Source organism: Leisingera sp. S2M4 (assembly GCF_055398055.1).
In genome coordinates this window covers 2,370,309-2,395,139 of the sequence record NZ_AP040861.1, presented here as the reverse complement: position 1 = coordinate 2,395,139, position 24,831 = coordinate 2,370,309, and the positions used below count along the sequence as shown (strand labels likewise).

Here is a 24,831-nt window from a genome sequence, read left to right as displayed (position 1 = left end):
TGGGGAAGCACCAAGATGCCGCCCCCAGCCGACCTGCTGCCACTTGGGTCAGGCGACAAGCGCCTGGAAGCGTGCCGTTTCGGGATCGGCACCATAGCGCGGCGCCAGCGCGCCGACGCGTTCGGTCAGCGCGTTGACACTGTCGATGATGTAGCGGGCGGTCTCGTCCCGCATCAGGTAGGAGAAGTTCAGCCGCACCCAGCCGGGTTTCTTCATTTCCTCTCCGGCCTGCAGATCCCGGAACAGGGACGCCGACTCGGCCGCGCCGATGCCCAACAGCCGGTGCGCGTAAGGCCCGGCACAGGCGCAACCGCCCCGGGCCTGAATGCCATAGACGTCGCTGAGCATGCGGGTGAACAGCTGCTGATGCACCGGCGCGCCCGACGCGTCGGTGACCAGGAAAGAAAAGATCGGCAACCGGTGCGCGGCGCGGTGGCCGAGGACGCGCAGCCGCGGATTGTCGGCCCAGCCGTCCCAGGCCATCTGCGCATAGCGGGCCTCGCGCGCTTCGATCCGCTGCTGCCCGACAGCTTCCTTCACCAGAAAGGCGAGGGCTGCGCGGATGTCGCCGATCACATTGGGGGTGCCCGCCTCCTCGCGCGCTGCCAGGTCGCGGCTGTATTCATGATGCCAGGGCGACACAAAGCTGACGGTGCCGCCACCGGGCCAGGAGGGGCAACGGCGGCGCACCTCGGCACCGTTGACGATCAGCACGCCGGAAGAGCCTGGACCACCGGGGAACTTGTGCGGCGAGACCACCACCGCATCCTTGCGGGCCGCGCCCTGCCCGCCCATGTCGATCGGCAGATAGGGACCGCCGCCGGCGTAGTCCCAGACCGCCAGCGCGCCATGGGCGTGCAGCAGCCGGCTGACGGGATCCGGGTCGGTCAGAATGCCTGTCACGTTGGAGGCGGCGGAAAAGCTGCCGATTTTCAGATCGCTGTCCGCATGGGCCGCCAGTTCCTGCGCAAGCGCCTCCAGGTCGACGCCGCCCCCTGCGGCCTCGGGAATTTCCACCACCTTGGCCTTGCTTTCGCGCCACGGCAGGATGTTCGAGTGATGCTCATACGGGCCGATGAAAACCACCGGCTGCGCGGCCTCGTTGACGCCGAACAGGCTGACCAGACGGTTCAGCCCCGCCGTCGCGCCGGAACCGGTGAAGATCACGCTGTCCTGCTGCATCGCGCCGCACAGGCGGGCGATCTCGGCGCGCGCCTCGCGGCGCAGGCGGGTCATGTAGGAGCCACAGTAGGAGGCTTCGGTGTGGGAGTTGGCGTAGAACGGCAGAACCGCTTGCGCGACGAACTCCTCGACCTGACGCAGGGGGCGTCCGGAGGCGACGTAGTCCGCATAGACCAACGGCACCTCGCCATCGAGACCGGGAATCATCACCCCTTCTCCGATCAACCCCTGCTCCAGGCTGCCATCTTGCGCGGCGATTTTGATGGATTGTTTGAATGCTGCCAGTGTCATGTCGGCCCCTCATGTAGTCGCAGCGGCATTCTGAACGGCATTGAGCGCGGATTCTTCATCAACTAATGACTATTTTGGCCAATTTTTGTGTCGTATGATCGCAAAATGAGCAAAATAATCGATCAGATAGACAGGCGCATCCTGCGCGCGCTGCAAATGGATGGCAGCCTGTCGCAACGCGAGTTGGCAGAGCAGGTTGGGCTGTCGCAGAACGCCTGCTGGCGGCGTCTGAAGGCGCTGAATGACAGCGGGGTATTGCAGGGGTCCACCGCGCGGATAGACCGGGCGGCGTTGGATCTGGATCTTGTCGTCTTTGTGATGCTGCGGACCCGGCATCATTCCGCAGACTGGCTGCAAAAGTTTCGCCGCCACGTGCTGACCATTCCCGAGGTCGTGGACTTCCACCGCATTGGCGGGGACTACGACTATCAGCTGAAGGTGGTCACCCAGGATATGGCCAGCTATGACCGTGTCTACCAGCGGCTGATCGCGGGGGTGGAACTGGACAGCGTGACCTCGTATTTCGCGATGGAAGCTATCGCCGAGGCCCGGCCGCTGCCCCTGTAGGCGCGCCCAAAGGCCCCGCGTTCCCGCGGCCCAATATCAGAGGGACCCGGCAGCTGCCGCGGGTGGACACGGCTGGCCGACGGGACCGGCCAAGCCTGACCTCAGTGGCCGAAGGCGCTGTTCTTCATCCACATCGGACGCTTGCCTTTGGGGCCCATGCGCATGTGCAGGCAGGCGGTTCCAAGCCTCTGAAAATAAAGGATATCTACAGGGTACCATCCCGCCTTGGGCACTTCGACCTCGGTCTGGACGGTGCTGTCGCAGGCCTGTCGGCCATCGAACTTTCCGACCTCCTGCCCGCCGATGCGGGCCAGCAGCCCGTCATTGGTCAGAAAGTCGATGGTGTGCACGCCGGGTTGATCCAGCCGCACGTAGCCGGTGATGCGCGCCGCCACATGCATGGCACGTTTGGAGGTGAGCGTCGGCTCGCCCTCTGCGGTGTCGCGATTGTCGAGCCCGGCAATCGGGCGTCCCGGCTCACCGTGGGATTTCAAGGCCCATTCCGCCTGCGCCAGAGATTTGACGTCCTGCGGATAGGCGTAGGTAACCGCCAGCCCCGGCTTGACCGAAGATGGCTGAGGATTGGCTGGCGTCAGCTTCAGAGGTGCCGCCAAGGCCGCCGCGGCGGAGAAGGCAATTACGGCGGCTGAGACCGCCCCTGCAATGAATTTCATCATACACTCCCGGTCTTTTTCTGACTCGAGGGTAGAGCGATCCACGACCAACAGCCACAGGAAAATTGCAATGCGCCACTTTGCGACCGTTTTGCGCCACGAAAAAGGGCTGCCCCGCAGGACAGCCCTTCCAGTCGCATGCCCAAGGGGCAGGTGACTTAGTTCTTGGCGTAGAATTCGACGACCAGGTTCGGTTCCATCACGACCGGGTACGGCACGTCGCTCAGACCCGGGGTGCGCACGAAGGTCGCGGTCATCTTGGAGTGGTCGACTTCCAGGTAGTCCGGAACGTCACGCTCTGCCAGGCCCACGGCTTCCAGCACGATGGCCAGCTGCTTGGACTTGTCACGAACGGCGATCACGTCGCCCTCTTTCACGCGGTAGGAGGGGATGTTCACGCGCTTGCCGTTCACGGTCACGTGGCCGTGGTTCACGAACTGGCGAGCCGCAAAGACGGTGGGAACGAATTTGGCGCGGTAGACAACGGCGTCCAGGCGGCGCTCCAGCAGACCGATCAGGTTTTCACCGGTGTCGCCCTTCACACGCTCGGCTTCGCCGTAGATGCGGCGGAACTGCTTTTCGGTCAGGTCGCCGTAGTAGCCCTTGAGCTTCTGCTTGGCGCGCAGCTGGATACCGAAGTCGGACAGTTTGCCCTTGCGGCGCTGGCCGTGCTGGCCGGGGCCGTACTCACGGCGGTTGACCGGGGACTTGGCGCGGCCCCAGATGTTTTCGCCCATGCGGCGGTCAATTTTGTACTTGGCAGACGTGCGTTTGGTCACGGCTGATCTCCTTCTTGAGTGGCGCTGCAGCCACTTTCCAAAACCGGTTCCCACGTGGACGGTTGTAATCGCTTGTGCGACCGCACCGTCCGTGTTCGCCTGTCCCAGAAGCCTCTGCAACAATCGAAGGGCGTTGTCCTCTTGCTCCGCATCCAGGATCCGGGCATGACAGGCATCCCCTTGCGGGGGCCACCAACACCAATGAATCCGCGCTTATATAGAGGGCGGTGGCAGAGTCAACATCGGCGGCACGGGTTTTGGTGAAAAGATGCATCGCCCACGAAAAACAGGGGGTGTGCCCTCCCCTCTTCATCCGAAAGGCACAGCCCCGCCCGCCTGCGTCAACCCTGCACCGGTGTCGCGCCAAGCCGGGTGCGCGCGGTTTCCCGCACCAGCTCGGCCACCTGGGTCAGCTGCCGGGCCAGCGGATTGCTGCGGCGCCAGATCATGCCGATCGTGCGCGCGGGCTGCGGGTCGGCAAAATGCGCTACCGAAACGGCCGCCGAGCGGGTTTCGACCGGGATTGCCATTTCCGGGATCAGCGTCACCCCGATGCCGGCGCCGACCATCTGCACCAGCGTCGACAGCGAGCTGCCATCGAGCAACTCCCGCGGGGCGGCAGACTGCATGTTGCAAAAGGACAGCGCCTGATCGCGAAAACAGTGCCCCTCCTCCAGCAACAACAGGCGCATTTCGCGCAGACCCTCCGGGCCGGGCACCGGCAAATCTCCGTCTTCGCCGGGGCGCACCAGCACGAAACGCTCGCTGAACAGCGCCACCTCCTCAAACGCCGGTTCCGAGACCGGCAAGGCCACGATGGCGGTGTCCAGCCGCCCCTCCCCCAGCTCCTTGAGCAGTTTCGGGGTCACGGTTTCCCGCACCCGGATGTCGGCCTCGGGGTGGTCGCGGGCGAGCGTCGCCACGATGGCTGGCAGAAGATAGGGGGCGATGGTCGGAATCACCCCGATCCGCAGGCGCCCCGCCAGCCCCTCACGGGAGGCGCGCGCCAGTTCTCCCAGCTCATCCACCGAGCGCAGGATGCCGCGTACCCGCTGCACCAGGTCCTCGCCCAGGCTGGTCAGCCGCACCTGGCGGGCCCCCCGCTCGACCAGCTGCACCCCGAGCACCTCCTCCAGCTCCTTGATCTGAACCGAAAGGGCGGGCTGGGACACGGCGCAGGCATCCGCGGCACGACCGAAATGGCGGTGGCGGGCCAGGGCCTCAAAATATCGCATCTGGCGCAAGGTCACATTTATCATAAGGCAAACCTATCACTGCGATGAATAAATGCAACTTAATCCAATCAGCGACGTCTGCTAGGGTTTTCTCAACATCAGGACAGGCGAGACGCGCCAAGGTTCAAGATGTTGCGTCACGTAGCACAACCCACTTTGCAGCCACGATCGGAGAGAAAGATGGACGGCAATACCCCCGCAGGAAAATGCCCGGTAATGCATGGATCGGCGCATAACACCGCCCGCGGCGGCGGCACCAGGAACCAGGACTGGTGGCCAAATCAGCTGGATCTGCGGATCTTGCATCAGCATTCGGCCAAGTCGAACCCGATGGGCGCGGACTTCAACTACCGCGAAGAGTTCAAGAAGCTCGACCTGGACGCGGTCAAGAAGGACCTATTCGCGCTGATGACGGACAGCCAGGACTGGTGGCCCGCGGACTACGGCCACTACGGCGGCCTGTTCATCCGCATGGCCTGGCACAGTGCGGGCACCTACCGCAGCGCCGATGGCCGCGGTGGCGGCAGCACCGGCAGCCAGCGCTTTGCGCCGCTGAACAGCTGGCCGGACAATGGCAACCTCGACAAGGCGCGCCGTCTGCTGTGGCCGATCAAGAAGAAATACGGCAACCGGATCTCCTGGGCGGACCTGATGATCCTGGCCGGTAACTGCGCCATTGAATCGATGGGCGGCCCGGTGCTCGGCTTTGGCGGTGGCCGCGAAGACATCTGGGAACCCGAGGAAGACATCTACTGGGGCTCCGAGACCGAATGGCTGGCCACCAGCGACAAGCCCAACAGCCGCTATTCCGGCGAGCGGGAACTCGAACATCCGCTGGCCGCCGTGCAGATGGGTCTGATCTACGTCAACCCGGAAGGACCGGACGGCAACCCCGATCCGATCGCCTCGGGCTTTGACGTGCGCGACACCTTTGCGCGCATGGGCATGAACGACGAGGAAACCGTGGCCCTGGTGGCCGGCGGGCACACCTTCGGCAAGGCCCACGGCGCGGGCAACCCCGAGCTGGTCGGCGTCGAGCCAGAGATGGCAGACGTCGAGGAAATGGGCCTCGGGTGGATCAACACCCACGGCACCGGCAACGCAGGTGACACCACCACCAGCGGCATCGAGGGCGCGTGGAAACCCAACCCGACCAAATGGGACATGGGCTATTTCGACGTGCTGTTCGGCTACGAGTGGAAGCTGGTCAAAAGCCCTGCCGGCGCGCACCAGTGGGAGGCGCAGAACGTGAAGCCGGAGCATATGGTCGTGGACGCCCATGACCCCAGCAAGATGCATCCGCCGATGATGACCACCGCCGACATGTCGCTGCGGATGGACCCGATCTACGAGAAGATCTCGCGCGATTACCACGCCAACCCGGACAAGTTCGCCGACGCCTTTGCCCGTGCCTGGTTCAAGCTGTGCCACCGCGACATGGGGCCCAAGTCGCGTTACCTCGGCAGCGAGGTGCCGGACGAGGACCTGATCTGGCAAGACCCGCTGCCCGCGGTGGATCACGAACTGATCAATGCCTCGGACGTGGCGGCGCTGAAGAAGCAGGTTCTGGAGTCCGAGTTGACAGTGCCGGAACTGGTGTCGGTGGCCTGGGCTTCGGCCTCGACCTACCGTGGATCGGACCACCGCGGGGGTGCCAACGGCGCGCGCATCCGCCTTGCGCCGCAAAAGGACTGGGAGGTGAACCAGCCCGAGCAGCTGGCCCGTGTTCTGGACGTGCTGGAACAGATCCAGAGCGACTTCAACGCCGCCGCTCCGGCGGGCAAGAAGGTCTCGCTTGCCGATCTGATCGTGCTGGCAGGCAGCGCCGCGGTGGAGGAAGCCGCCCGGGCGGCAGGTTTCCCGATCGAGGTGCCCTTCACTCCCGGTCGCACCGACGCCACCCAGGAGCAGACCGATGTCGAGGGCTTTGCCGTGCTGGAACCGGAAGCTGACGGGTTCCGCAACTTCCAGAAAGGCACCTACAGCATCCCCGCGGAGAAGCTGCTGGTCGACCGCGCGCAGCTGCTGGGCCTTGGCGCGCCGGAGATGACAGCGCTGCTGGGAGGCCTTCGGGTTCTGGGGGCCAACCATGGCAACAGCCCGCACGGGGTGTTCACCGACCGCGTCGGGGTTCTCAGCAACGACTTCTTCCTCGGCATCGTCGACATGGGCACCAAGTGGAAACCCACCGGCGACGGGCTGTACGAAGGCGTGGATCGCGCCAGCGGGACGCCGAAGTGGACCGCAACCCGCGCCGACCTGGTGTTCGGCTCCAACTCGCAACTGCGGGCGCTGGCCGAGGTCTATGCGCAGGACGATGGCGCCGGGAAGTTTGTCCATGACTTCGTTGCCGCCTGGGTCAAGGTGATGGAAGCCGACCGCTTCGACCTCGCCGCCTGACCTGCCCCGGCCCTGCCAACGTGCGGGACGCGCATAAAGAACGGGGGCGCATTGGTTCAGCCAATGCGCCCCCTTTGATTTGTTCGACCGTCATCCGGCCCGCCGCCCCCTAGGGGCCGCGCTGCCTTATGCGCTTGATCCGGAGAGTTTCGCCAGCAGCCCCCTGGTGGAGCCATCCTTGCGCTCCGCCGAGGCCCCCTGAACCATGGGCAGCAGTGAGTTGGCCAGTTCCTTGCCCAGCTCCACCCCCCACTGATCGAAGGAATTGATGCCCCAGATCACGCCCTCGACAAACACCCGGTGTTCGTACAGCGCGATGATCTGGCCCAGCACGAAGGGCGTCAGCTTGGGGTAGGCCAGCGTGACCGAGGGCCGGTTGCCCGGGAAGCTGCGGTGACAGGCCAGTGTCTCGGCCTCGATATCTCCGTCCGGCAGCCCGGATTTGGCGACGAGGTCGCGCGCCTCCTCCAGAGACCGGCCGCACATCAGCGCCTCGGACTGCGCCAGGCAGTTTGCCTTCAACAGGTCGTGGTGATGCTGCAAGTCCGGCTCATGCGCCTCGGCTGCGATCAGGAACTCGGCCGGTACGATCCGGGTCCCCTGGTGCAGCAGCTGGTAGAAGGCGTGCTGACCATTGGTGCCCGGCTCGCCCCACACGATGGGACAGGTCGCCCGCTCCACGGTTTCACCGTTCATCTTGGTCCGCTTGCCGTTGCTTTCCATCTCCAGCTGCTGGAGATACGCAGGCAGCCGTTCCAGCCGCTGGTCATACGGCAGCACCGCCCGCGAGTCATAGCCGCAGATGTTGTTGTGCCAGATCCCGACCAGCCCCATCATCAAGGGCAGGTTCCGGTCGGCCTCGGCGCTGCGGAAATGGTCGTCCATCGCCGCGCCACCCGCCAGGAAATCGCGGAAGTTCGCAGCCCCGATGGCCAGCATGATCGGCAGCCCCACCGGCCCCCACAGCGAATAGCGTCCGCCAACCCAATCGGCGAAGCCGAACACCCGGTCGGCAGTGATGCCCAGCTCGGCCGCCCGGTCCGGCGCCGAGGACACGGCTGCCAGATGACCGGCTGCCTCCTTGCCGACAGCGGCTTCCAGCCAGCGGATCGCGGCGGCGGCGTTGGTCATCGTCTCCACCGTGGTGAAGGTCTTGGAAGCGATGATGACAAGCGTCGTTTCCGGGTTCAGCGCCGCCAGCGTGTCGCATACATGGGCGCCGTCGATGTTGGAGACGAAGTGGCAGGCAGGCCCGTCGTGGTAGGGCGCGAGCGCACGTACCGCCATCAGCGGGCCAAGATCGGAACCGCCGATGCCGATGTTGACCACATCGGTGAACTTGCGTCCTGACGGGGTGGCAAGCGCCCCCGAGCGCACGGATTCGGCAAACTCTTCCAGCCGCCGCAGCATCTCTGCCACGCCGGGACGCACATCCTGGCCGCCGACCAGCAGCGGATCGGCGGTCTGTGCGCGCAGGGCAGTGTGCAGAACCGCGCGGCCCTCGGTGCTATTGACGATGCCACCACTGAACATCCGGTCGCGCTGGCCGGGCACGTCTGCCGCCTCGGCCAGCTCCAGCAGCGCGGCGCGGGTCTCGGCATCGATGTTGGTCTTGGAATAATCCAGTAGCAGCCCGTCTACCTCTGCCGAGAAGCTGTCAAAGCGGGCGGGATCCGCATCGAACAGCGACAGGATCCGGCGATCCCGGATATCGGCGTGCAGTTTTTCGAGCGTATCCCAGGCGCCGGTCATTTGCGGCCACCTAGCTGGCTGGCCTCTGCGGCCAGCTGTTTGATCGCGCCCCAATCCCCCCTCTGCACCAGATCGTTGGGGGCAACCCAGCTCCCACCGGCACAAACCACGTTGGACAGGCTGAGGTAGCTGTCTGCATTGGCAGGGCTGACGCCACCGGTCGGACAGAAGGAGATCTGTGGCAGCGGCGCCCCGATGGCTTTCAGCGCAGGCGCGCCGCCCGATGCCTCGGCCGGGAAGAATTTCAACATGTCGTAGCCGCGCGCCAGCAGCCGCATCGCCTCGCTGGCGGTCGCGGCACCGGGCAGGATCGGCAGGCCGATCTGCTCACAGGCATCCAGCAGCGCGTCGGTGGCACCGGGCGAGACGCCGAACTGCGCACCCGCGTCCTTGGCGGCCTCGGCATCGGCGGGGGTTACCAGCGTTCCCGCCCCGACCACGCCGCCGGGCACCTGCGCCATCTCGCGGATCACATCCAGCGCGGCGGCGGTGCGCAGGGTCACCTCCAGTGCAGGCAGGCCACCGGCGACCAGGGCTTCGGCCAAGGGACGGGCGTGGCCAGCATCCTCCACCACCAGCACCGGCATAATCGGGGCCATGGCACAAATTTCGCGTGTCCGCTGGCTGGCTTGCTGTGCGGTTATGGGCATTGCTTAAACTCCAAATACACTTGCGCCTTCATCGGCCGAAGCGACCGAGCGGCGGAAAAGGGAAAACAGCTCTCGTCCGGTGCCATGCTGGCTGGACGACAGATCGGCCGTGGCGTTGTCGCGCTCCAGCACATTCTCATCGAGGATTTCAAGGGTCCCCTTCACGGCGTCCACGCGCAGCATGTCACCGTCGCGGATTTTCGCAATCGGACCGCCGTCCAGCGCCTCTGGCACCACGTGGATCGCGGCAGGCACCTTCCCCGAAGCGCCCGACATGCGCCCGTCGGTGACCAGGGCCACCTTCTGACCGCGCCCCTGCATGATGCCCAGGAAGGGCGTCAGGCTGTGCAGTTCCGGCATGCCGTTGGCCTTGGGGCCTTGGAAGCGAACCACGACGATCACATCCCCTTCTGCGAGCTCGCCCGCCTTGAATGCGGCCTTGGCGTCGTCCTGGTCGTGGAACACCCGTGCGGGCGCTTCGACCACGTGATGTTCGGGCGCGACCGCCGAAACCTTCATCACCGCGGTGCCGAGGTTCCCGGTCAGCCGCTTCAGCCCGCCGGTTTTCTGGAACGGGTCCGAGGCCGGGCGCAGCACCTTGTCGTTGAGGGTCTTGCGCGGGCCGGGGCGATAGGTCAGCCCTTCGTCACTCAGGAAAGGTTCCTGCACGTAATGCTCCAGCCCCTCCCCCGCGACGGTGCGGGTATCGGGGTGCAGGAAGCCGGACTTCAGCAATTCGCCGATCATGTAGCCTAGCCCGCCCGCGGCGTGGAAATGGTTCACGTCGGCCAGCCCGTTCGGGTAGACCCGCGCCAGCAGCGGCACCGCGTCCGACAGCTCCGCGAAATCCTGCCAGTCAAGTATGATACCGCCCGCCCGCGCCATGGCGATCAGATGGATCAGCAAGTTGGTGGAGCCGCCCGTCGCCATCAGCCCGACGATGCCATTTGCATAGGCCTTCTCGTCCAGCACCTCGCAGACCGGGGTGTAATTGTTGCCAAGCGCGCTGAGCGACAGGGCACGCTTTGCGCCCTCCACCGTCAGCGCCTCACGCAGGGGCGTGCCGGGATTGACGAAGGAGGAGCCGGGCAGATGCAGCCCCATGAACTCCATCAGCATCTGGTTGGTGTTGGCGGTGCCGTAGAAGGTGCAGGTGCCGGGGCCGTGATAGGCGGCCATCTCGGCCTTCAACAGCTCTGCGCGGCTGACCTCACCGGCGGCGAATTTCTGACGGATCTTGGCCTTGTCGTCATTGGCAAGGCCGCTGGTCATCGGGCCTGCGGGCAGGAACACGGCAGGCACATGGCCAAACGCCTGTGCGCCGATCACCAGGCCAGGCACGATCTTGTCACAGACGCCGAGGTAGACAGCCGCGTCGAACACGTTGTGGCTGAGCGCCACCCCGGTGGCCATGGCGATGGTGTCGCGGGAAAACAGGCTCAGCTCCATGCCCGCCTCGCCCTGGGTAACGCCATCGCACATCGCAGGCACGCCGCCCGCCACCTGCGCCGTGCCACCCGCAGCGCGGATCGCGTCGCGGATCAGAGCCGGATAGGTTTCAAACGGCTGGTGCGCCGACAGCATGTCATTGTAGGCGGTGACGATGCCAAGATGGCCGGTGGTGGCCTCCGCCAGGGCCGACTGGTCGGGACCGGCGGCAGCATAGGCATGCGCCTGACCCGAGCACGACAGATGCGCCCGCGCAGGCCCTTTGCGCCCCTGCGCGCGCATCCGCTCCAGATAGGTGCTGCGGGTCTCTTCGCTGCGCCGGATGATACGTTCCGTGACCGCGGCCAAGGTGGAGTTCAAGCTCATGTCAGATGCCTTTCCGGTGTCTGTCCTGCTGCGGGTGTTCAGCTGCCGATGCCGCGCCAGCGGCGGCCGTCGCGGTGGATCAGCAATAGCGAGTCATCGGGACCGGCGCTGCCGCTGTCATAGGGTTGCGGCGCCTCTCCGCCCTCTTCCCAGCCGGCGATGATGGGGTCGGCCCAGGCCCAGGCGGCCTCGACCTCGTCGCCGCGCATGAACAGGGTCTGGTTGCCACGGATCACGTCCATGATCAGCCGTTCATAGGCGTCCTGCGGGCGGCCCGATTCCGGCAGTTCCTCGGCAAAGGTCATGTCGAGGTTGGCGCCGGTCAGGCGCATACCGCCCGGGCCGGGATCCTTGATGGTGGTGCGCAGGGTGATACCCTCGTCCGGCTGCAGGCGGATCACCAGCACGTTGCCATGCACCGGGCCGGAGCCTTCGAAGATATTGTGCGGCGGGTCGCGGAAGAACACCGCGATCTCGCTCACACGTTCGCGCAGGCGCTTGCCGGTGCGCAGGTAGAAGGGCGTACCGGCCCAGCGCCAGTTGGCGACCTCGGCCTTGAGCGCGATATAGCTTTCGGTGCGGCTGGCGGGGTTGCCCGCATGGTCGCGGTACCCGTCCCCGGCACCGCCATCACTGCGACCACGGTACTGGCCACGGGCAATGCTGGTCTGTGGCACCGGGCGCAGCGCCTCGATCACCTTGACCTTTTCGTCGCGCACCGCGTTGGGGGTGAACCGCGCCGGCGGCTCCATCGCGGTGAGGCACAAGAGCTGCATCAGGTGGTTCTGCACCATGTCCCGCATGGCGCCGGATTTATCGTAGTATTCGCCCCGCCCCTCGACGCCGATGCTTTCGGCCACGGTGATCTGCACGTGATCGATATGGGAGGAGTTCCACAGCGGCTCGAACAATGAGTTGGCAAAGCGCAGCGCCATCAGGTTCTGCACGGTTTCCTTGCCCAGATAGTGGTCGATCCGGTAGATCTGCTTTTCCTGGAAATGAGCGCGCAGGGCGGCGTTCAGCTCCTGCGCCGAGGCCAGATCATGGCCAAAGGGCTTTTCCAGAACGATCCGGCTCTCCGGTGTGGCGATGCCGGTCTCGCTGAGGCGGCGGGCGATGTCGGGAAACAGAGACGGGCCCACCGACAGGTAGAAGGCCCGCACAGCGTCATCGCGCAGCTTTTCGTTGATCTGGTCCCAGCCGCCGGTGCCGCGCGCATCAACCGCAACATAGTCCAACAGCTGGGTGAACTCGGCGATCTCCTCGGCGGTTGTCTCGACATCCTGGCCAAAGTCGCGAATGGCCTCGGCGGTCTGGCTGCGGAACTCCTCGCCGCTCAGCTCGGTGCGGGAGGTGCCGATGATGCGGCAGTCATTGCCGAACTGACCGATCTGAAAGCGGTGAAACAGGGCCGGCAGGATCTTGCGACGCGCAAGATCGCCGGTCGCACCGAACAGCACCAGATCAAAAGGAGCGACGGGAATGACGCGCGAAACCATTGATTCAACCTCTGTCAGCCCTGGCCGGCGGCCCGGTTCACGCATACCATCAGCCCGGCGTCGCCACGGCTGAGTTTGACATGCCGCCGCCGGGAAGCCAATGCAAGCGGGTGGGTGTTTATGTTATCGGTAACGGTAACGATAACGATGCGTCAAGTCAAGGCAGTTCCGCCGCGCGGCTGACCGGGGCATCTTGCCGCAACCCGGCCCAATTGCAAGCGCCCGAGGCATTGCCACACCAGATGCGGCAAGCCCGCGCCGGGTCCAGAGCACATGTCGCCGACAACTCAATCCAATACGGCGACGGAGGACAGATCACCGGCAATACGGATGAGATCCGCCGCATCACCAATCCGCAGCCGCCCCACCCCGGTCAGGCCGACGACCCCCGCAGGCACGCTGGTGGCTGCCGCCAATGCCTGCTCAAGCGGCACATCCGCCTTTCCGGTCAGCACCCGCAGTGCCGTGGTCAGATCCAGATCCGCCCCCGCCAGGGTGCCGTCCGCCAGCGTCAGCCGCCCATCCCGGCGCGAGATCATGCGCCCGGTCAGCTCGAACTCTGTCTGATCCGTACCCGCGGGCGACATCGAGTCGCTGACCAGGAAAATACGTCCCGGACCGCGCTTGGCAGCCCAGGCGGCGCGGATCACTTGCGGGTGCACGTGAATGCCGTCGGCAATCAGCCCCGCATTCAACCCCGGCGCCGCCAGCGCCGCGCCAACAAGGCCCGGCTCGCGGTTGCCCAGCTGGCTCATGGCGTTGAACAGATGGGTGACGCAGCTGGCACCGGCCTCGGCGTAGGTCATGCAGGTGTCAAAATCCGCGTCCGTGTGCCCAAGCGAGACCACCACCCCCGCCGCGGTCAACTCGCGCACCTGCGCAGGCGTCACGCTTTCCGGCGCAAGGGTCATCTTCAGTGCGGGAAGATCCTGCGCGGCCGCGACCAGAAGGGCGATATCCGTCGCCTCCATCGGTCGCACCAGTGCCGCCTCATGCGCGCCCTTGCGAGCCACCGAGAGATGCGGACCTTCCAGATGCAGCCCGGCAATGCCCGGCACCCCGGCCGCAATTGCCGCCTTCGTTGCGGCAATCGCCGCGCGTGTCTTGTCCGGCGTATCGGTAATCAGCGTCGGCAGGATCGAAGTTGCGCCCAGCGAACGATGCGCCGCGGCCATGCAGGCGAGCGCATCGACCGTCGGCTCGGCGTTGAACAGGACCCCGCCACCGCCGTTGACCTGCAGGTCGACATAGCCCGGCGACAGGATATCGCCGTTCAGATCCACGATATCGCCGCCCTGCTCTTCGGCCTCCGCCCCCAGGGCGGTGACCCGGCCCGCCTCGGTGCGCAGCGCTGCGCCCTCGTGGAAGCGGACACCGTCAAAGATCCGCCCGCCACGATAGAGGGTTGCCTGCGCGCTCATACCGTTTCCGTCACTTTCTTGAGGTGGCGCGGCGCATCCGGGTTGATGCCCCGCTGCGCGGCCACCTGCTCGACCATAGCATAGAAGGAGACGATCGCCGCGATCGGATCCGCCAGCCAGTGGCCGGTACGTACATGCGGCAGGATCTGCGCCTGTTTGACCTGATCGGTGACAGCAAAGACCTGCGCGCCCTTGGCCGCCAGCGCATCCGCAACCTCGGCCAGCAGCGGTTCTGCCGCATCGGCGGCGGCAAAGGCGATAACGGGAAAGCCGCTGTCGACGATCGAGACCGGCCCGTGCAGAACCTCGGCCGAGGAATAGCTCTCGGCGTGGATCTGGCAGGTCTCCTTGAACTTCAGCGCCGCCTCGTTGGAGATCGCAAGGCTCGGGCCGCGCCCCAGGGTGAACAGGGAGCTGCCGGTGATCGCCGCCGCGGCCGCGCCCCAGTCGCAGCGGGTGGCGGCCTCCAGATGCTCCGGCAGTTTGTGCAGCGCCGCCAGCAGATCCTCGTCTACCTTCAGCTCGGCAATCAGCCACAAACCGGCAATCAGCGAGGTCACGAAGGTCTTGGTTGCCGCCACGCTGCGCTCCGGCCCGGCGTGGAGCTGCAGCGTCGCCTCGGCCACGCCAGCCAGCCGCGACCTGGGATCATTGGTGAACGCCACGGTGCTGGCGCCGGAGGCGCGCGCGCTTTCGGTCAGCCGCACGATGTCCGGGCTTTGCCCCGACTGCGAGATCGCGAGGCACAGCGCCCCGGCTGCTTGCAACTCTGCGCCGTACACCGAGGCCACCGAAGGGCCGACCGACGCCATCGGCAGGCCCAGCGTCAGTTCACTGGCGTATTTCAGATAGGTGCAGGCATGGTCGGAGGAGCCGCGCGCCACCGACATCATGAACCGCATCCCGCCCGCACGGGCCATCGCGGCAGCGGCGGCAACCGCCTCGCCGCCGCCGGTCAGCAGGCGCTCTGCGGCAACCGGGATCTCTTCGATTTCCTGACGCATCAGGGTTTTGGTGGACGTCATCTTGGCAGCCCTCTCAAGTCGGGTTTCGGGGTCACGGGGTCAAGCGCAGCTCGGCCACGAAGTCATAGGCGTCGCCGCGGTAAAGCGAGCGGGTGAATTCGGCCACGCGGCCGCTGTCGAGATACGAAATCCGCTGGATGCGCAGCCCGGCGTCGCCCTCGGCCACGCCCAGCAATTCCGCGTCTGCCGGGCCAAGGTTGACGGCCGAGATTTTCTGGATCGCGCGAACCGGCCGCAGCCCGTCCTTCTCCAGCAGTTCGTAAAGCGAATCGCGCACCGCCAAGGGGTTCGGAAGGATATCCAGCGGCAGCGCCGCGCGCTCCACCGCCATCGGACGCCCGCCCGCTTCGCGCAGACGGCAGATCCGCGCCACCTGGGCATCACTCGCCAGCCCGAGCGTCGCCACCTCTTCCGGCGACGGCAGGAACACGCCCCGCTCAAGCCATTTGGAGCTGACCTCCATACCGCGCTGGCGCATATCCTCGCTGAAGGAGGTGAGATGCGACAGGGATTGCTCGACCCGCGGCGCGGCATCGCGCACAAAGGATCCTGAGCCTTGCCGCTGCACGATGCTGCCACGCCTGACCAGTTCCTGAATCGCTTTGCGCACGGTGACCCGTGACAGGCCGGTGATCTCGGCCATTTCCCGTTCCGGCGGCAGCGAGGAATTGGGCGGCAGAACCCCGGATTCGATCCCCTCCTCCAGCCGCTGACGCAGCCGGACGTAACGCGGGCCATCGGCCTCATTCAACCAGTCGTCAGGTGCCAGAAAAGCTGCCGCATTCATGACTGCACCTCCACTGCAAAAGACTGCGCAAGGGTGATGGCGCCCTCCAGCGGCGCCCCCTGCGGCGCGACCAGAGCCGCGCGCGCAGCCTCCGGCAGATAGGGTTCATACTGCGGCCCGATACCCCCCGTAAGGCAGAGCGGCAGCTCCGGCGTCCATCCCATGCGTTCCAGCACCTGCAACAACTGCATCGCCGCCTCCCGCATCAGCGCAACACCGACCGCATCCCCCACTTCCGCCGCCGCCGTGACCTTGCGCGCGACCTGGCCAACCTCGTAAGGGCGCGCCTGACCGGCGAAGGCCACGATACCGGCCGGACCATCAAACTCGCGCAGCAGCGCCTCGGTCAGATCCGTCGAATCGGTCAGGCCATCCACCACATCAAGCGCCGCGGACAACGCCTTGCGACCCACCCATTGCGCCGAGGCTTCATCCCCCAGCACCGCACCCCAGCCGCCGGCAAAGCGCTGTGCGCCCTGCCGCTGTAGCGCCAGAAAGGAGCCGGTGCCACAATGGGCGATGGCACCATCCCCACCGGCATGGGCGCCGACCAGCGCGGAACGCCGGTCATCCTCGACCCGCAGCAACTCAAGCGGCAGCGCCTCTGCCACCCGCGCCGCCATCTGGGGGCCGGTCACACCGGCCAACCCCAGGTAGGCAGGCTGGCGGCACAGCGTCCGAAGCGGTTGCTGCAGCTGGCCAGCCAGCTGCTCCAGCCCGGCGACGATTCGCGCCACCGCACCCTCGAAATCACTGGCGACATTGGCGGGCCCAACCCCGACCACATGCCGCTGGCCGCCCGCGCAACAGACGATCCGACAGTTGGTGCCGCCGCCATCCACGGCCAAAATGGGAGTGTTCATACCAGTCATCATGAAAATACCTATATGATACCTCTTGCAAAAAAGAAAGGCGAAAACAGACCAATCTCGGCGCCACACCGATCAATCCGCTGAAATATCGGCAGAATTGGCCTTTCAAAAATTAACCATGGACAAGTGGTATTGTATAGGTATGCTATCAGCCAACAAGGAGGACCCCCGTGCTGCCACGTACCACCGAACAGCTGCATCCGCAGGCAGAAGGGCTGGACACCCAGCCGCTCACCACCATTGCCCGGGCGCTCGCAGACAGCCAGCGGCAGGCGGCCGACAGCCCGCTTGCCGCCCTGACCGAAATCAGCAACGGCGCTCGCGCCATGGCCCGCAGCCTGGGCGGCACCGGCAACCTGTACTATGTGGCAGCGGGGTCCTCCGGACTGATGGCGGCGGCGGATGCGATGGAGCTCGGCGGAACCTTTGGCATCGACGAGTCGCGCATTCACATCCTGATGGCGGGCGGCCTGCCGCAAAGCGCGCGCATGCCCGGTGCCACTGAAGACGACACCGAAGGCCTGACCGAAGGCCTGGCGCTGCTGACCCCCGATGACACGGTGCTCGTGGTTTCGGCCAGCGGCACCACCCCCTTCACCCTCGAGGCGGCGCGCATCGCACGCAAGGCCGGTGCCGCGGTGGTCGGCATCGCCAACAACCCCGGCTGCCCGCTGCTGGAGCTGAGCAACCACCCCATCCTGCTGGCAACCGCGCCGGAGCTGGTCTCCGGCTCGACCCGGATGGGGGCTGGCACGGCACAGAAGATCGCGCTGAACATGCTGTCCACCCTGATGGCCGTCGAGCTGGGCCATGTGCATAACGGCATGATGGTCAATTTTCGCGCCGAGAACGCCAAGCTGCGCACCCGCGCCGAGGCGGTGGCGATGCGCATCACCGGCGCAACACAGGCGCAGGCCCGCACCGCGCTGGAGATGTCGCGAGGGGCTGTCAAACCCGCCATCCTGTTGTGCGCAGGCGCAACCGATATGGCACAGGCCACCGAAATGTTGTCGGCAAGCAGCGACAGACTGCGCCCGGCACTTGAGCAGCTGAAGAAACCAACTGCCTGAACTCAAGAAGAAAAACTGGGAGAAAATACATGAACCGCAAGATCCTGATCGCCATGCTGGCCACCACCGCGCTAAGCGCCCCGGCCGCCTTTGCCGAAGATGCGACGCTGACCATCGAAAGCTGGCGCAACGACGACCTGACCCTGTGGCAGGACAAGATCATCCCCGCTTTTGAAGCCAAGCACCCCGGCATCAAGATCAAGTTCACGCCCTCGGCCCCGGCGGAGTACAATGCCGTGCTGAACTCCAAGCTGGACGCAGGGTCGGCCGGCGATCTGATCACCTGCCGCCCCTTCGACGCCTCGCTGGCGCTGTATGAAGCCGGTCACCTGACCGACCTCAGCGACATGGAGGCGATGGGCAACTTCCCGGATGTCGCCAAATCCGCCTGGCAGACCGATGATGGCTCAGCCACATTCTGCATGCCGATGGCCAGCGTGATCCACGGCTTCATCTACAACAAGGAAATCTTTGACGAGCTGGGCCTCGAAGAGCCCAAAACCGAAACGGAGTTCTTTGCCGCGCTCGACAAGATCAAGGAAGACGGCAGCTATATCCCCCTGGCGATGGGCACCAACGACCAATGGGAAGCTGCCACCATGGGGTACAACAACATCGGTCCGAACTACTGGAAGGGCGAAGAAGGCCGCCTGGCGCTGATCGCAGGCGAGCAAAAGCTGACCGACGAGCAGTGGACCGCCCCCTTTGCAACGCTGGCAAAATGGGCCGACTACCTGGGGGACGGGTACGAGGCACAGACCTATCCCGACAGCCAGAACCTGTTCACGCTGGGCCGCGCCGCGATCTACCCGGCAGGCAGCTGGGAAATCTCCGGCTTCAACGCGCAGGCGGATTTCGAAATGGGCGTGTTCAACCCGCCGGTGCAGAACGCGGGCGACACCTGCTATATCTCGGATCACACCGACATCGGCATCGGCATGAACGCCGCCACCGACAATCCCGAGGCCGCCAAGACCTTCCTGACCTGGGTCGCCAGCCCCGAGTTTGCAGAGATCTTTGCCAACGCCCTGCCCGGCTTCTTCCCGCTGTCCAGCGCCCCGGTCGAGCTGGAGGACCCGCTGGCGCAGGAGTTCCTGAGCTGGCGCGACGACTGCGAGAGCACCATCCGCTCCACCTACCAGATCCTGTCGCGCGGCACGCCGAACCTGGAAAACGAGACCTGGGGCGCATCGGTCGCTGCCATCAAGGGCACCGAAACACCCGAGGCTCTGGGCCAGAAGCTGCAGGACGGGCTGGCCAGCTGGTACGAACCGCAGCAGAACTAAGCTGACCGCGGGGCGCAGCCTGCGTTGCGCCCCGCACCCCCGATCGTCCAGATCAGTTGTCCGCGCGCCCCGCCGGACCGACCTGCCGACCGCCCCGTCGGCGCACCCCTGACACATGGAGGAATTGCCCATGTCCCGCCCTTCACAAAGCGGCACCCCGCAGACCGTGGCACAAGCCGGCGCAATGGCCGCCGCGGCGCCACAGGCCGCCGCCGCCACTGCTCCTGCCACGAAGAAGCGCCGCCGCCCGCGCCTGCACGTCGTCGTGTTCCTGGCGCCCGCGGTGCTGATCTATACCGCGGTGATGATCTTTCCGCTGTTCAACACGCTGCGGCTGGCGCTTTATACGCGCATTGATCAGGAGCGGGTCTGGGCCGGGCTGGCCAATTTCCAGACGCTGTTCTTCGACCCGATCTGGTCAGAGCAGTTCTGGAACGCCCTGGGCAACAATTTCTGGTTCTTCCTCGTGCATATGCTGGTGCAGAATCCCATCGGCATCGCTCTGGCCGCACTGCTGAGCCACCCGCGGCTGCGCTTTGCGGCACTCTACCGCTCGGCCATCTTCATCCCGACCATCCTCAGCTTCGTGATCGTCGGCTTTGCCTGGAAACTGATCCTGTCGCCGATCTGGGGCATCGCACCCTCGATGCTGGATGCGGTCGGGCTGAAGTCGCTGTTCGCGCCCTGGCTGGGCAAGGAAGAATACGCGCTGACCACGCTGGCGCTGATTTCCGTGTGGCAGTTCGTCGGCATCCCGATGATGCTGATCTACGCGGCACTTCTGTCGATCCCCGAGGAAGTCCTGGAAGCGGGTGAAATCGACGGCATCACCGGCTTTGCCGCCTTCTGGAAGATCAAGCTGCCGCTGATCCTGCCCTCCATCGGGATCATCTCGATCCTGACTTTTGTCGGCAACTTCAACGCCTTCGACCTGATCTACGCGTCGCAGGGCGCGCTGGCGGGGCCGGATTTCTCGACCGATATCCTGGGCACCTTCATGTATCGCACCTTCTTTGGCTTCCAGCTGCAGCTTGGCGATCCGCACATGGGTTCCGCCATCGCCAGCGCCATGTTCGCGATCATCCTGGTGGGTGTCTGCATCCACCTGTTCGGCATCCAGACCCGGATGCGCCGGTACCAGCTGTAAGGAGCAGATGACATGAACAAGGCCCGCTCCAACCCGATCAACACCTTCGCCATGCACGGCGCGCTGATCCTCTACACGCTGATTGCGCTGTTCCCGGTATTCGTGATCCTGATCAACAGCTTCAAGACCCGCAAGGCGATCTTTCGCGAACCTCTGGCCCTGCCCGACGCGGACAGCTTCAGCCTGATCGGCTATCAGACAGTGATGAAACAGGGGGATTTCTTCCTCTACTTCCAGAACTCGATGATCGTCACCGTGGCCTCGCTCACGCTGGTGCTGCTGTTTGGCGCCATGGCGGCCTATGCGCTGAGTGAATACAAGTTCCGCGGCAGCACTCTGCTGGGGCTGTATCTGGCGCTGGGGATCATGATCCCGATCCGCATCGGCACCGTGGCCATCCTTGAAATGATGGTGGCCTCCGGCCTCGTGAACACCCTCTGGGCACTGATCCTCGTGTATACGGCCCAAGGGCTGCCGCTCGCGGTGTTCATCCTCAGCGAATTCATGAAACAGGTGAGTGATGACCTGAAGAACGCCGGACGTATCGACGGGCTCAGCGAATATACCATCTTCTTCCGGCTGGTGCTGCCGCTGGTGCGCCCGGCGATGGCGACGGTGGCGGTGTTCAACATGATCCCGATCTGGAACGACCTGTGGTTCCCGCTGATCCTGGCCCCGGCCGAGGAAACCAAGACCCTGACCCTCGGCAGTCAGGTGTTCATCGGCCAGTTCGTCACCAACTGGAACGCTGTGCTGTCGGCGCTGAGCCTGGCGATCCTGCCGGTGCTGGTGCTCTACGTGATCTTCTCACGCCAGCTGATCCGCGGCATTACCTCGGGGGCGGTCAAATGATCCGGGTACTGATAGCAGGCCTGGGCAACATGGGGCTGTCCCATGCGCTGGCCCACCACACCCACCCAGAGGCTGAGATCGTCGGCCTGGTGAACCGCTCCGGCGAGGTGGGCCACGCTGACCTGCAAGGCTACCCTGTGTTCACCGATTTCCATCAGGCGCTGGCCGAGGTGAAGCCGGATCTGGTGGTGATCGCCACCTATTCCGACAGCCACGCCGACTATGCCTGTGCAGCGATGCAAGCCGGGGCGCATGTGTTTGTGGAAAAACCGCTGGCGACCAACGTGGCGGATGCCCGCCGCGTGGTTGCCACCGCGCAACAGACCAACCGCAAGCTGATGGTCGGCTACATCCTGCGCCACCACCCCAGCTGGCAGCGCCTGATCGCCGAGGCCCGTGATCTGGGTGGGCCGTATGTGTTCCGCATGAACCTGAACCAGCAATCGAGCGGCGCTGAGTGGGAGACCCACAAGGCGCTGATGCAGACCACCAGCCCGATTGTTGACTGCGGCGTGCATTACGTAGACGTGATGTGCCAAATCACCGATGCTGAGCCCGTGCGCGTGCATGGCATGGGGCTGCGCCTGTCGGATGAAATCGCCGAGGACATGTACAACTACGGCCAGTTCCAGGTGATCTTTGCCGATGGCTCGACCGGCTGGTACGAAGCCGGCTGGGGGCCGATGATGTCGGAAACCGCGTTTTTCGTGAAGGACATCATCACGCCGAACGGCTCGGTTTCCATCACCGAGACCGACAAGGCCGGATCGTCTGACGTGGACGGCCACACCCGTGTCGGTAGCATCCTGCTGCACCGCGCCGAGGGCGACCGCTACATCGACCTGCCGGATGAGCCCGGCCACCAGGCGCTGTGCGATGCAGAGCAGCACGCCATGCTGCGCGCCATCATCGAAGACCACGACCTGACCCGGCACATGAATGACGCCGTCCAGTCCCTTGCCATTTGCCTGGCTGCGGATCACAGCATCCGCACCGGCCAACCTGTTACACTTGAGGAGGCCGCAAAATGACCGCCCTGTCCCTGAAAAACGTCAACAAATCCTTTGGCCCGGTGCATGTTCTGAAGGACATCAATCTTGAGGTCGAGGACGGCGAATTCGTGGTCTTCGTCGGCCCCTCGGGCTGCGGCAAGTCCACCCTCTTGCGGGTAATCGCGGGGCTGGAGGATGCGACCTCGGGCGAGATCCACATCGCTGGCGAGCAGGTCAACCTGACGCCGCCCTCCAAGCGTGGCATCGCCATGGTATTCCAGAGCTACGCGCTCTACCCGCATCTGAACGTGCGCGGCAACATGACCCTCGCGCTGAAACAGGAACGCCAGCCCAAGGCGGTGATCGAGGAGCGCGTCGCCGAGGCCAGCCGGATGCTGGGGCTGGAACCCTACCTGGACCGCTACCCGTCGGAGCTGTCCGGCGGTCAGCGCCAGCGGGTTGCCATCGGCCGTGCCATCGTGCGCCAGCCCAAGCTGTTCCTGTTCGACGAGCCGCTGTCGAACCTGGACGCCGCGCTGCGGATGAACACGCGGATCGAAATCGCCAACCTGCACCGCCAGCTGTCGGCCTCGATGATCTATGTGACCCACGACCAGACCGAGGCGATGACGCTGGCCGACAAGATCGTGGTGCTGCGCGACGGCCGGGTCGAGCAGATCGGCAGCCCGATGGAGTTGTATAACGACCCTGCAAACCGCTTTGTCGCGGGTTTCCTCGGCGCGCCGTCGATGAACTTCCTGCCTGCCGAGGCGCTGAATCCCGGCGATCCGCGCGAAATGGGCATCCGCCCCGAGGACATCCGGCTGGAAGGCGGCGGCCCGATTGCAGGCCGAGTGTCGCACGTGGAACAGCTGGGCGGCGACACCAACGTGATCCTCGAGACCCCCAGCGCACCGCTGACCATCCGCCTGTTCGGCCAGCACGACATCCGCGCAGGCCAGGATGCCCGCTTCGGCTTTGACCCCAGCCGCGCCTATTACTTCGACGAAGGCGGCCAGCGCCTGCGCTGACCCACAGCGCAACGCCCATCAGTCATCACAGAACAATGAGCGGCGGCGGATCCCCCATCCGCCGCCGCAATCATCGCGCAGGCATCTCTGGCCCGGCCGTCCGGTCAGCCCAGTACCGCCTTGACCGCCCGCAGGGTGCCATCGACCACCTGGTCGGCCTCGGCCCGCGTCAGGCAGAACGGCGGCGCAAAGCCCAGGATGTCGCCCTGCGGCATCGCCCGCGCGATGATCTTGTCCTGCTCCAACAGCTTGGCCGCGATCTGCGGGCCGATCTTGTCCGCCGCATCAAAGAAGCTGCGACTGTCGCGATCCTTCACGAACTCCACTGCGCAGAGCATCCCCTCGCCGCGGATATCGCCCACGTGCGGGTGGCTGCCCAGCGCCTCGGCCATGGTGGCGTTGAGATAGGCACCAGTCTCGCCCGCGTTGGTGATCAGGTTCAGCTCATCCAGCAGCTTGAGGTTCGCAACCCCCGCCGCGGCCCCGATGGGGTGCGCCGAATAGGTCCAGCCGTGGCCGATCGGGCCGTTTTCATCGGTGCCCTGCTCCAGCACCTTCCAGACCTTGTCGCTGACGATCGAGCCGGACAGCGGCGCATAGGCCGATGTCAGCCCCTTGGCGATGGTGATGATGTCAGCCTCGATTCCGTAGTGGTCAGAGCCGAACATCGATCCAAGCCGCCCGAAGCCGGTCACCACCTCATCCGCCACCAGCAGGATGTCGTGTTTCTTCAGAACCGCCTGGATGGCCGCCCAGTAGCCCGCGGGCGGCGGCACGATGCCGCCGGTTCCCAGCACCGGCTCGCCGATGAAGGCCGCGATGGTGTCCGCGCCCTCGCGTTCGATCAGCGCCTCCAGCTCAGCCGCGCAATGGGCCACGAACTGCTCCTCGGTCTGGTTCAGATCGGCGCGACGGAAGTAATAGGGCGCCTCGATGTGGATCACCTGCTCCACCGGCAGGTCGAACTTCTTGTGGAACAGCTCCAGCCCCGTCAGCGAGCCGGTGACCAGCCCCGAGCCATGATAGCCGCGCCAGCGCGAGATAATCTTCTTCTTCTGCGGGCGACCCAGGATGTTGTTGTAATACCAGATCAGCTTGACGTTGGTTTCATTGGCGTCCGAGCCGCCGAGGCCGAAATAGACCTTCGACATGTTCGAGGGCGCGCGGTCGAGGATCATCTTGGCCAGGGTGATTGACGCCTCGGTGCCGTGCCCGACGTAGGAATGGTAATAGGCCAGCTCCCGCGCCTGCGCGGCGATGGCTTCGGCGATTTCCTGGCGGCCGTAGCCGACGTTGACGCAATAGAGCCCGGCAAAGGCGTCCAGCAGACGGTTGCCGTCGCGGTCCTCGATATGGGCGCCTTGCGCGGTCTGGATCACGCGGGCCGGGCTTTCACCGCGGGCGTGCTGCGCCAGATGCGTCGAGGGGTGGAAAAAGTTGTCGCGGTCCCATTGGTCCAGCTGGTCATTCTTCAGCATGTCTTGTCCTTCCTGTAATTCCCGTC

21 protein-coding genes are annotated in these 24,831 nt (G+C 65.2%); 8 read left to right on the top strand and 13 right to left on the bottom strand.

The features are described 5' to 3' along the window. Nucleotides 1–48: 48 nt before the first annotated feature. A complete protein-coding gene (locus ACZ52D_RS11585; RefSeq protein WP_464441409.1) occupies nt 49–1,473 on the bottom strand; it encodes an aminotransferase class V-fold PLP-dependent enzyme in 1,425 nt (474 codons plus the stop codon). Nucleotides 1,474–1,578: 105 nt separating this feature from the next. Between ACZ52D_RS11585 and ACZ52D_RS11580 the strand changes: the two genes are divergently transcribed. After that, nucleotides 1,579–2,040, top strand: coding sequence for an Lrp/AsnC family transcriptional regulator (locus ACZ52D_RS11580; protein WP_417472694.1), 462 nt, complete (start codon nt 1,579–1,581; stop codon nt 2,038–2,040). Nucleotides 2,041–2,141: 101 nt separating this feature from the next. Here ACZ52D_RS11580 and ACZ52D_RS11575 read toward each other — a convergent pair whose 3' ends face one another. From ACZ52D_RS11575 to ACZ52D_RS11565, 3 genes are all read right to left on the bottom strand, one after another. Next, nucleotides 2,142–2,714, bottom strand: a complete 573-nt coding sequence (locus ACZ52D_RS11575) for a PA14 domain-containing protein (protein ID WP_464441408.1) — start codon at nt 2,712–2,714, stop codon at nt 2,142–2,144. Nucleotides 2,715–2,872: 158 nt separating this feature from the next. Further along, entirely contained in the window at nt 2,873–3,493 is a 621-nt protein-coding gene (gene rpsD, locus ACZ52D_RS11570; protein ID WP_369925509.1) for a 30S ribosomal protein S4, read from the bottom strand. A 341-nt stretch (nt 3,494–3,834) separates the two neighbouring features. Further along, nucleotides 3,835–4,752 carry a LysR substrate-binding domain-containing protein gene (locus tag ACZ52D_RS11565; protein WP_464441407.1) on the bottom strand — a complete coding sequence of 306 codons (918 nt, stop codon included), beginning with the start codon at nt 4,750–4,752 and terminating at the stop codon, nt 3,835–3,837. A gap of 156 nt (nt 4,753–4,908) precedes the next feature. On the opposite strand from ACZ52D_RS11565, the gene katG reads away from it, so the two are divergent. Beyond that, nucleotides 4,909–7,128: a catalase/peroxidase HPI gene (gene katG, locus ACZ52D_RS11560; RefSeq protein WP_464441406.1), complete on the top strand. Its 2,220-nt coding sequence runs from the start codon at nt 4,909–4,911 to the stop codon at nt 7,126–7,128. Between the two features lie 126 nt (nt 7,129–7,254). Here the strand turns inward: katG and pgi are convergent, their stop codons facing one another. The 8 genes from pgi to ACZ52D_RS11520 form a co-directional block, all read right to left on the bottom strand. Further along, a complete protein-coding gene (gene pgi / locus ACZ52D_RS11555; RefSeq protein WP_464441405.1) occupies nt 7,255–8,880 on the bottom strand; it encodes a glucose-6-phosphate isomerase in 1,626 nt (541 codons plus the stop codon). Then, nucleotides 8,877–9,530 carry a bifunctional 4-hydroxy-2-oxoglutarate aldolase/2-dehydro-3-deoxy-phosphogluconate aldolase gene (eda, locus tag ACZ52D_RS11550; protein ID WP_464441404.1) on the bottom strand — a complete coding sequence of 218 codons (654 nt, stop codon included), beginning with the start codon at nt 9,528–9,530 and terminating at the stop codon, nt 8,877–8,879. Before eda ends, pgi begins: the two co-directional genes overlap by 4 nt. Nucleotides 9,531–9,533: 3 nt before the next feature. Next, on the bottom strand, nt 9,534–11,345 hold the full coding sequence (gene edd / locus ACZ52D_RS11545) for a phosphogluconate dehydratase (RefSeq protein WP_464441403.1): 1,812 nt from the start codon (nt 11,343–11,345) through the stop codon (nt 9,534–9,536). Nucleotides 11,346–11,383: 38 nt separating this feature from the next. Then, on the bottom strand, nt 11,384–12,844 hold the full coding sequence (gene zwf / locus ACZ52D_RS11540; RefSeq protein ID WP_222455043.1) for a glucose-6-phosphate dehydrogenase: 1,461 nt from the start codon (nt 12,842–12,844) through the stop codon (nt 11,384–11,386). A gap of 287 nt (nt 12,845–13,131) precedes the next feature. Next, entirely contained in the window at nt 13,132–14,265 is a 1,134-nt protein-coding gene (nagA, locus tag ACZ52D_RS11535) for an N-acetylglucosamine-6-phosphate deacetylase (protein ID WP_464441402.1), read from the bottom strand. Then, complete coding sequence (locus tag ACZ52D_RS11530) at nt 14,262–15,290, bottom strand: SIS domain-containing protein (RefSeq protein WP_464441401.1); 1,029 nt, start codon at nt 15,288–15,290, stop codon at nt 14,262–14,264. Before ACZ52D_RS11530 ends, nagA begins: the two co-directional genes overlap by 4 nt. A 31-nt stretch (nt 15,291–15,321) precedes the next feature. After that, nucleotides 15,322–16,077, bottom strand: a complete 756-nt coding sequence (locus ACZ52D_RS11525) for a GntR family transcriptional regulator (protein ID WP_222455040.1) — start codon at nt 16,075–16,077, stop codon at nt 15,322–15,324. Beyond that, the gene (locus ACZ52D_RS11520; RefSeq protein WP_464441400.1) at nt 16,074–16,940 is read right to left on the bottom strand and encodes a glucosamine kinase nucleotide-binding domain-containing protein; all 867 of its coding nucleotides are present in this window, start codon (nt 16,938–16,940) and stop codon (nt 16,074–16,076) included. Before ACZ52D_RS11520 ends, ACZ52D_RS11525 begins: the two co-directional genes overlap by 4 nt. Before the next feature lie 179 nt (nt 16,941–17,119). Here ACZ52D_RS11520 and ACZ52D_RS11515 point away from each other — a divergent pair, with 179 nt between their 5' ends. From ACZ52D_RS11515 to ACZ52D_RS11490, 6 genes are all read left to right on the top strand, one after another. After that, a complete protein-coding gene (locus ACZ52D_RS11515; protein ID WP_464441399.1) occupies nt 17,120–18,019 on the top strand; it encodes an N-acetylmuramic acid 6-phosphate etherase in 900 nt (299 codons plus the stop codon). A gap of 29 nt (nt 18,020–18,048) precedes the next feature. Continuing rightward, complete coding sequence (locus tag ACZ52D_RS11510) at nt 18,049–19,305, top strand: ABC transporter substrate-binding protein (RefSeq protein WP_464441398.1); 1,257 nt, start codon at nt 18,049–18,051, stop codon at nt 19,303–19,305. 184 nt (nt 19,306–19,489) lie between these two features. Next, nucleotides 19,490–20,452 (top strand): carbohydrate ABC transporter permease, encoded by a 963-nt coding sequence (locus ACZ52D_RS11505; RefSeq protein ID WP_464443134.1) that lies wholly within the window; start codon nt 19,490–19,492, stop codon nt 20,450–20,452. A gap of 12 nt (nt 20,453–20,464) precedes the next feature. After that, nucleotides 20,465–21,304, top strand: a complete 840-nt coding sequence (locus ACZ52D_RS11500; protein ID WP_464441397.1) for a carbohydrate ABC transporter permease — start codon at nt 20,465–20,467, stop codon at nt 21,302–21,304. Then, nucleotides 21,301–22,335 carry a Gfo/Idh/MocA family protein gene (locus ACZ52D_RS11495; protein WP_464441396.1) on the top strand — a complete coding sequence of 345 codons (1,035 nt, stop codon included), beginning with the start codon at nt 21,301–21,303 and terminating at the stop codon, nt 22,333–22,335. Before ACZ52D_RS11500 ends, ACZ52D_RS11495 begins: the two co-directional genes overlap by 4 nt. After that, the gene (locus tag ACZ52D_RS11490) at nt 22,332–23,327 is read left to right on the top strand and encodes an ABC transporter ATP-binding protein (RefSeq protein ID WP_222455033.1); all 996 of its coding nucleotides are present in this window, start codon (nt 22,332–22,334) and stop codon (nt 23,325–23,327) included. Before ACZ52D_RS11495 ends, ACZ52D_RS11490 begins: the two co-directional genes overlap by 4 nt. Before the next feature lie 104 nt (nt 23,328–23,431). On the opposite strand, the gene ACZ52D_RS11485 is transcribed toward ACZ52D_RS11490, so the two are convergent. Beyond that, nucleotides 23,432–24,805 carry an aminotransferase class III-fold pyridoxal phosphate-dependent enzyme gene (locus tag ACZ52D_RS11485; RefSeq protein WP_464441395.1) on the bottom strand — a complete coding sequence of 458 codons (1,374 nt, stop codon included), beginning with the start codon at nt 24,803–24,805 and terminating at the stop codon, nt 23,432–23,434. Between the last annotated feature and the right edge of the window lie 26 nt (nt 24,806–24,831).

What these genes read in the sequence shown, in the direction of transcription:
- ACZ52D_RS11530 (WP_464441401.1), bottom strand. Translation starts at nt 15,290, where the DNA reads ATGACGTCCACCAAAACCCTGATGCGTCAGGAAATCGAAGAGATCCCG.
- ACZ52D_RS11580 (WP_417472694.1), top strand. Translation starts at nt 1,579, where the DNA reads ATGAGCAAAATAATCGATCAGATAGACAGGCGCATCCTGCGCGCGCTG.
- eda (WP_464441404.1), bottom strand. Translation starts at nt 9,530, where the DNA reads ATGCCCATAACCGCACAGCAAGCCAGCCAGCGGACACGCGAAATTTGT.
- ACZ52D_RS11490 (WP_222455033.1), top strand. Translation starts at nt 22,332, where the DNA reads ATGACCGCCCTGTCCCTGAAAAACGTCAACAAATCCTTTGGCCCGGTG.
- ACZ52D_RS11505 (WP_464443134.1), top strand. Translation starts at nt 19,490, where the DNA reads ATGGCCGCCGCGGCGCCACAGGCCGCCGCCGCCACTGCTCCTGCCACG.
- pgi (WP_464441405.1), bottom strand. Translation starts at nt 8,880, where the DNA reads ATGACCGGCGCCTGGGATACGCTCGAAAAACTGCACGCCGATATCCGG.
- ACZ52D_RS11485 (WP_464441395.1), bottom strand. Translation starts at nt 24,805, where the DNA reads ATGCTGAAGAATGACCAGCTGGACCAATGGGACCGCGACAACTTTTTC.
- ACZ52D_RS11495 (WP_464441396.1), top strand. Translation starts at nt 21,301, where the DNA reads ATGATCCGGGTACTGATAGCAGGCCTGGGCAACATGGGGCTGTCCCAT.
- zwf (WP_222455043.1), bottom strand. Translation starts at nt 12,844, where the DNA reads ATGGTTTCGCGCGTCATTCCCGTCGCTCCTTTTGATCTGGTGCTGTTC.
- ACZ52D_RS11525 (WP_222455040.1), bottom strand. Translation starts at nt 16,077, where the DNA reads ATGAATGCGGCAGCTTTTCTGGCACCTGACGACTGGTTGAATGAGGCC.
- ACZ52D_RS11565 (WP_464441407.1), bottom strand. Translation starts at nt 4,752, where the DNA reads ATGATAAATGTGACCTTGCGCCAGATGCGATATTTTGAGGCCCTGGCC.
- ACZ52D_RS11585 (WP_464441409.1), bottom strand. Translation starts at nt 1,473, where the DNA reads ATGACACTGGCAGCATTCAAACAATCCATCAAAATCGCCGCGCAAGAT.
- ACZ52D_RS11510 (WP_464441398.1), top strand. Translation starts at nt 18,049, where the DNA reads ATGAACCGCAAGATCCTGATCGCCATGCTGGCCACCACCGCGCTAAGC.
- ACZ52D_RS11500 (WP_464441397.1), top strand. Translation starts at nt 20,465, where the DNA reads ATGAACAAGGCCCGCTCCAACCCGATCAACACCTTCGCCATGCACGGC.
- nagA (WP_464441402.1), bottom strand. Translation starts at nt 14,265, where the DNA reads ATGAGCGCGCAGGCAACCCTCTATCGTGGCGGGCGGATCTTTGACGGT.
- ACZ52D_RS11575 (WP_464441408.1), bottom strand. Translation starts at nt 2,714, where the DNA reads ATGAAATTCATTGCAGGGGCGGTCTCAGCCGCCGTAATTGCCTTCTCC.
- ACZ52D_RS11520 (WP_464441400.1), bottom strand. Translation starts at nt 16,940, where the DNA reads ATGAACACTCCCATTTTGGCCGTGGATGGCGGCGGCACCAACTGTCGG.
- edd (WP_464441403.1), bottom strand. Translation starts at nt 11,345, where the DNA reads ATGAGCTTGAACTCCACCTTGGCCGCGGTCACGGAACGTATCATCCGG.
- katG (WP_464441406.1), top strand. Translation starts at nt 4,909, where the DNA reads ATGGACGGCAATACCCCCGCAGGAAAATGCCCGGTAATGCATGGATCG.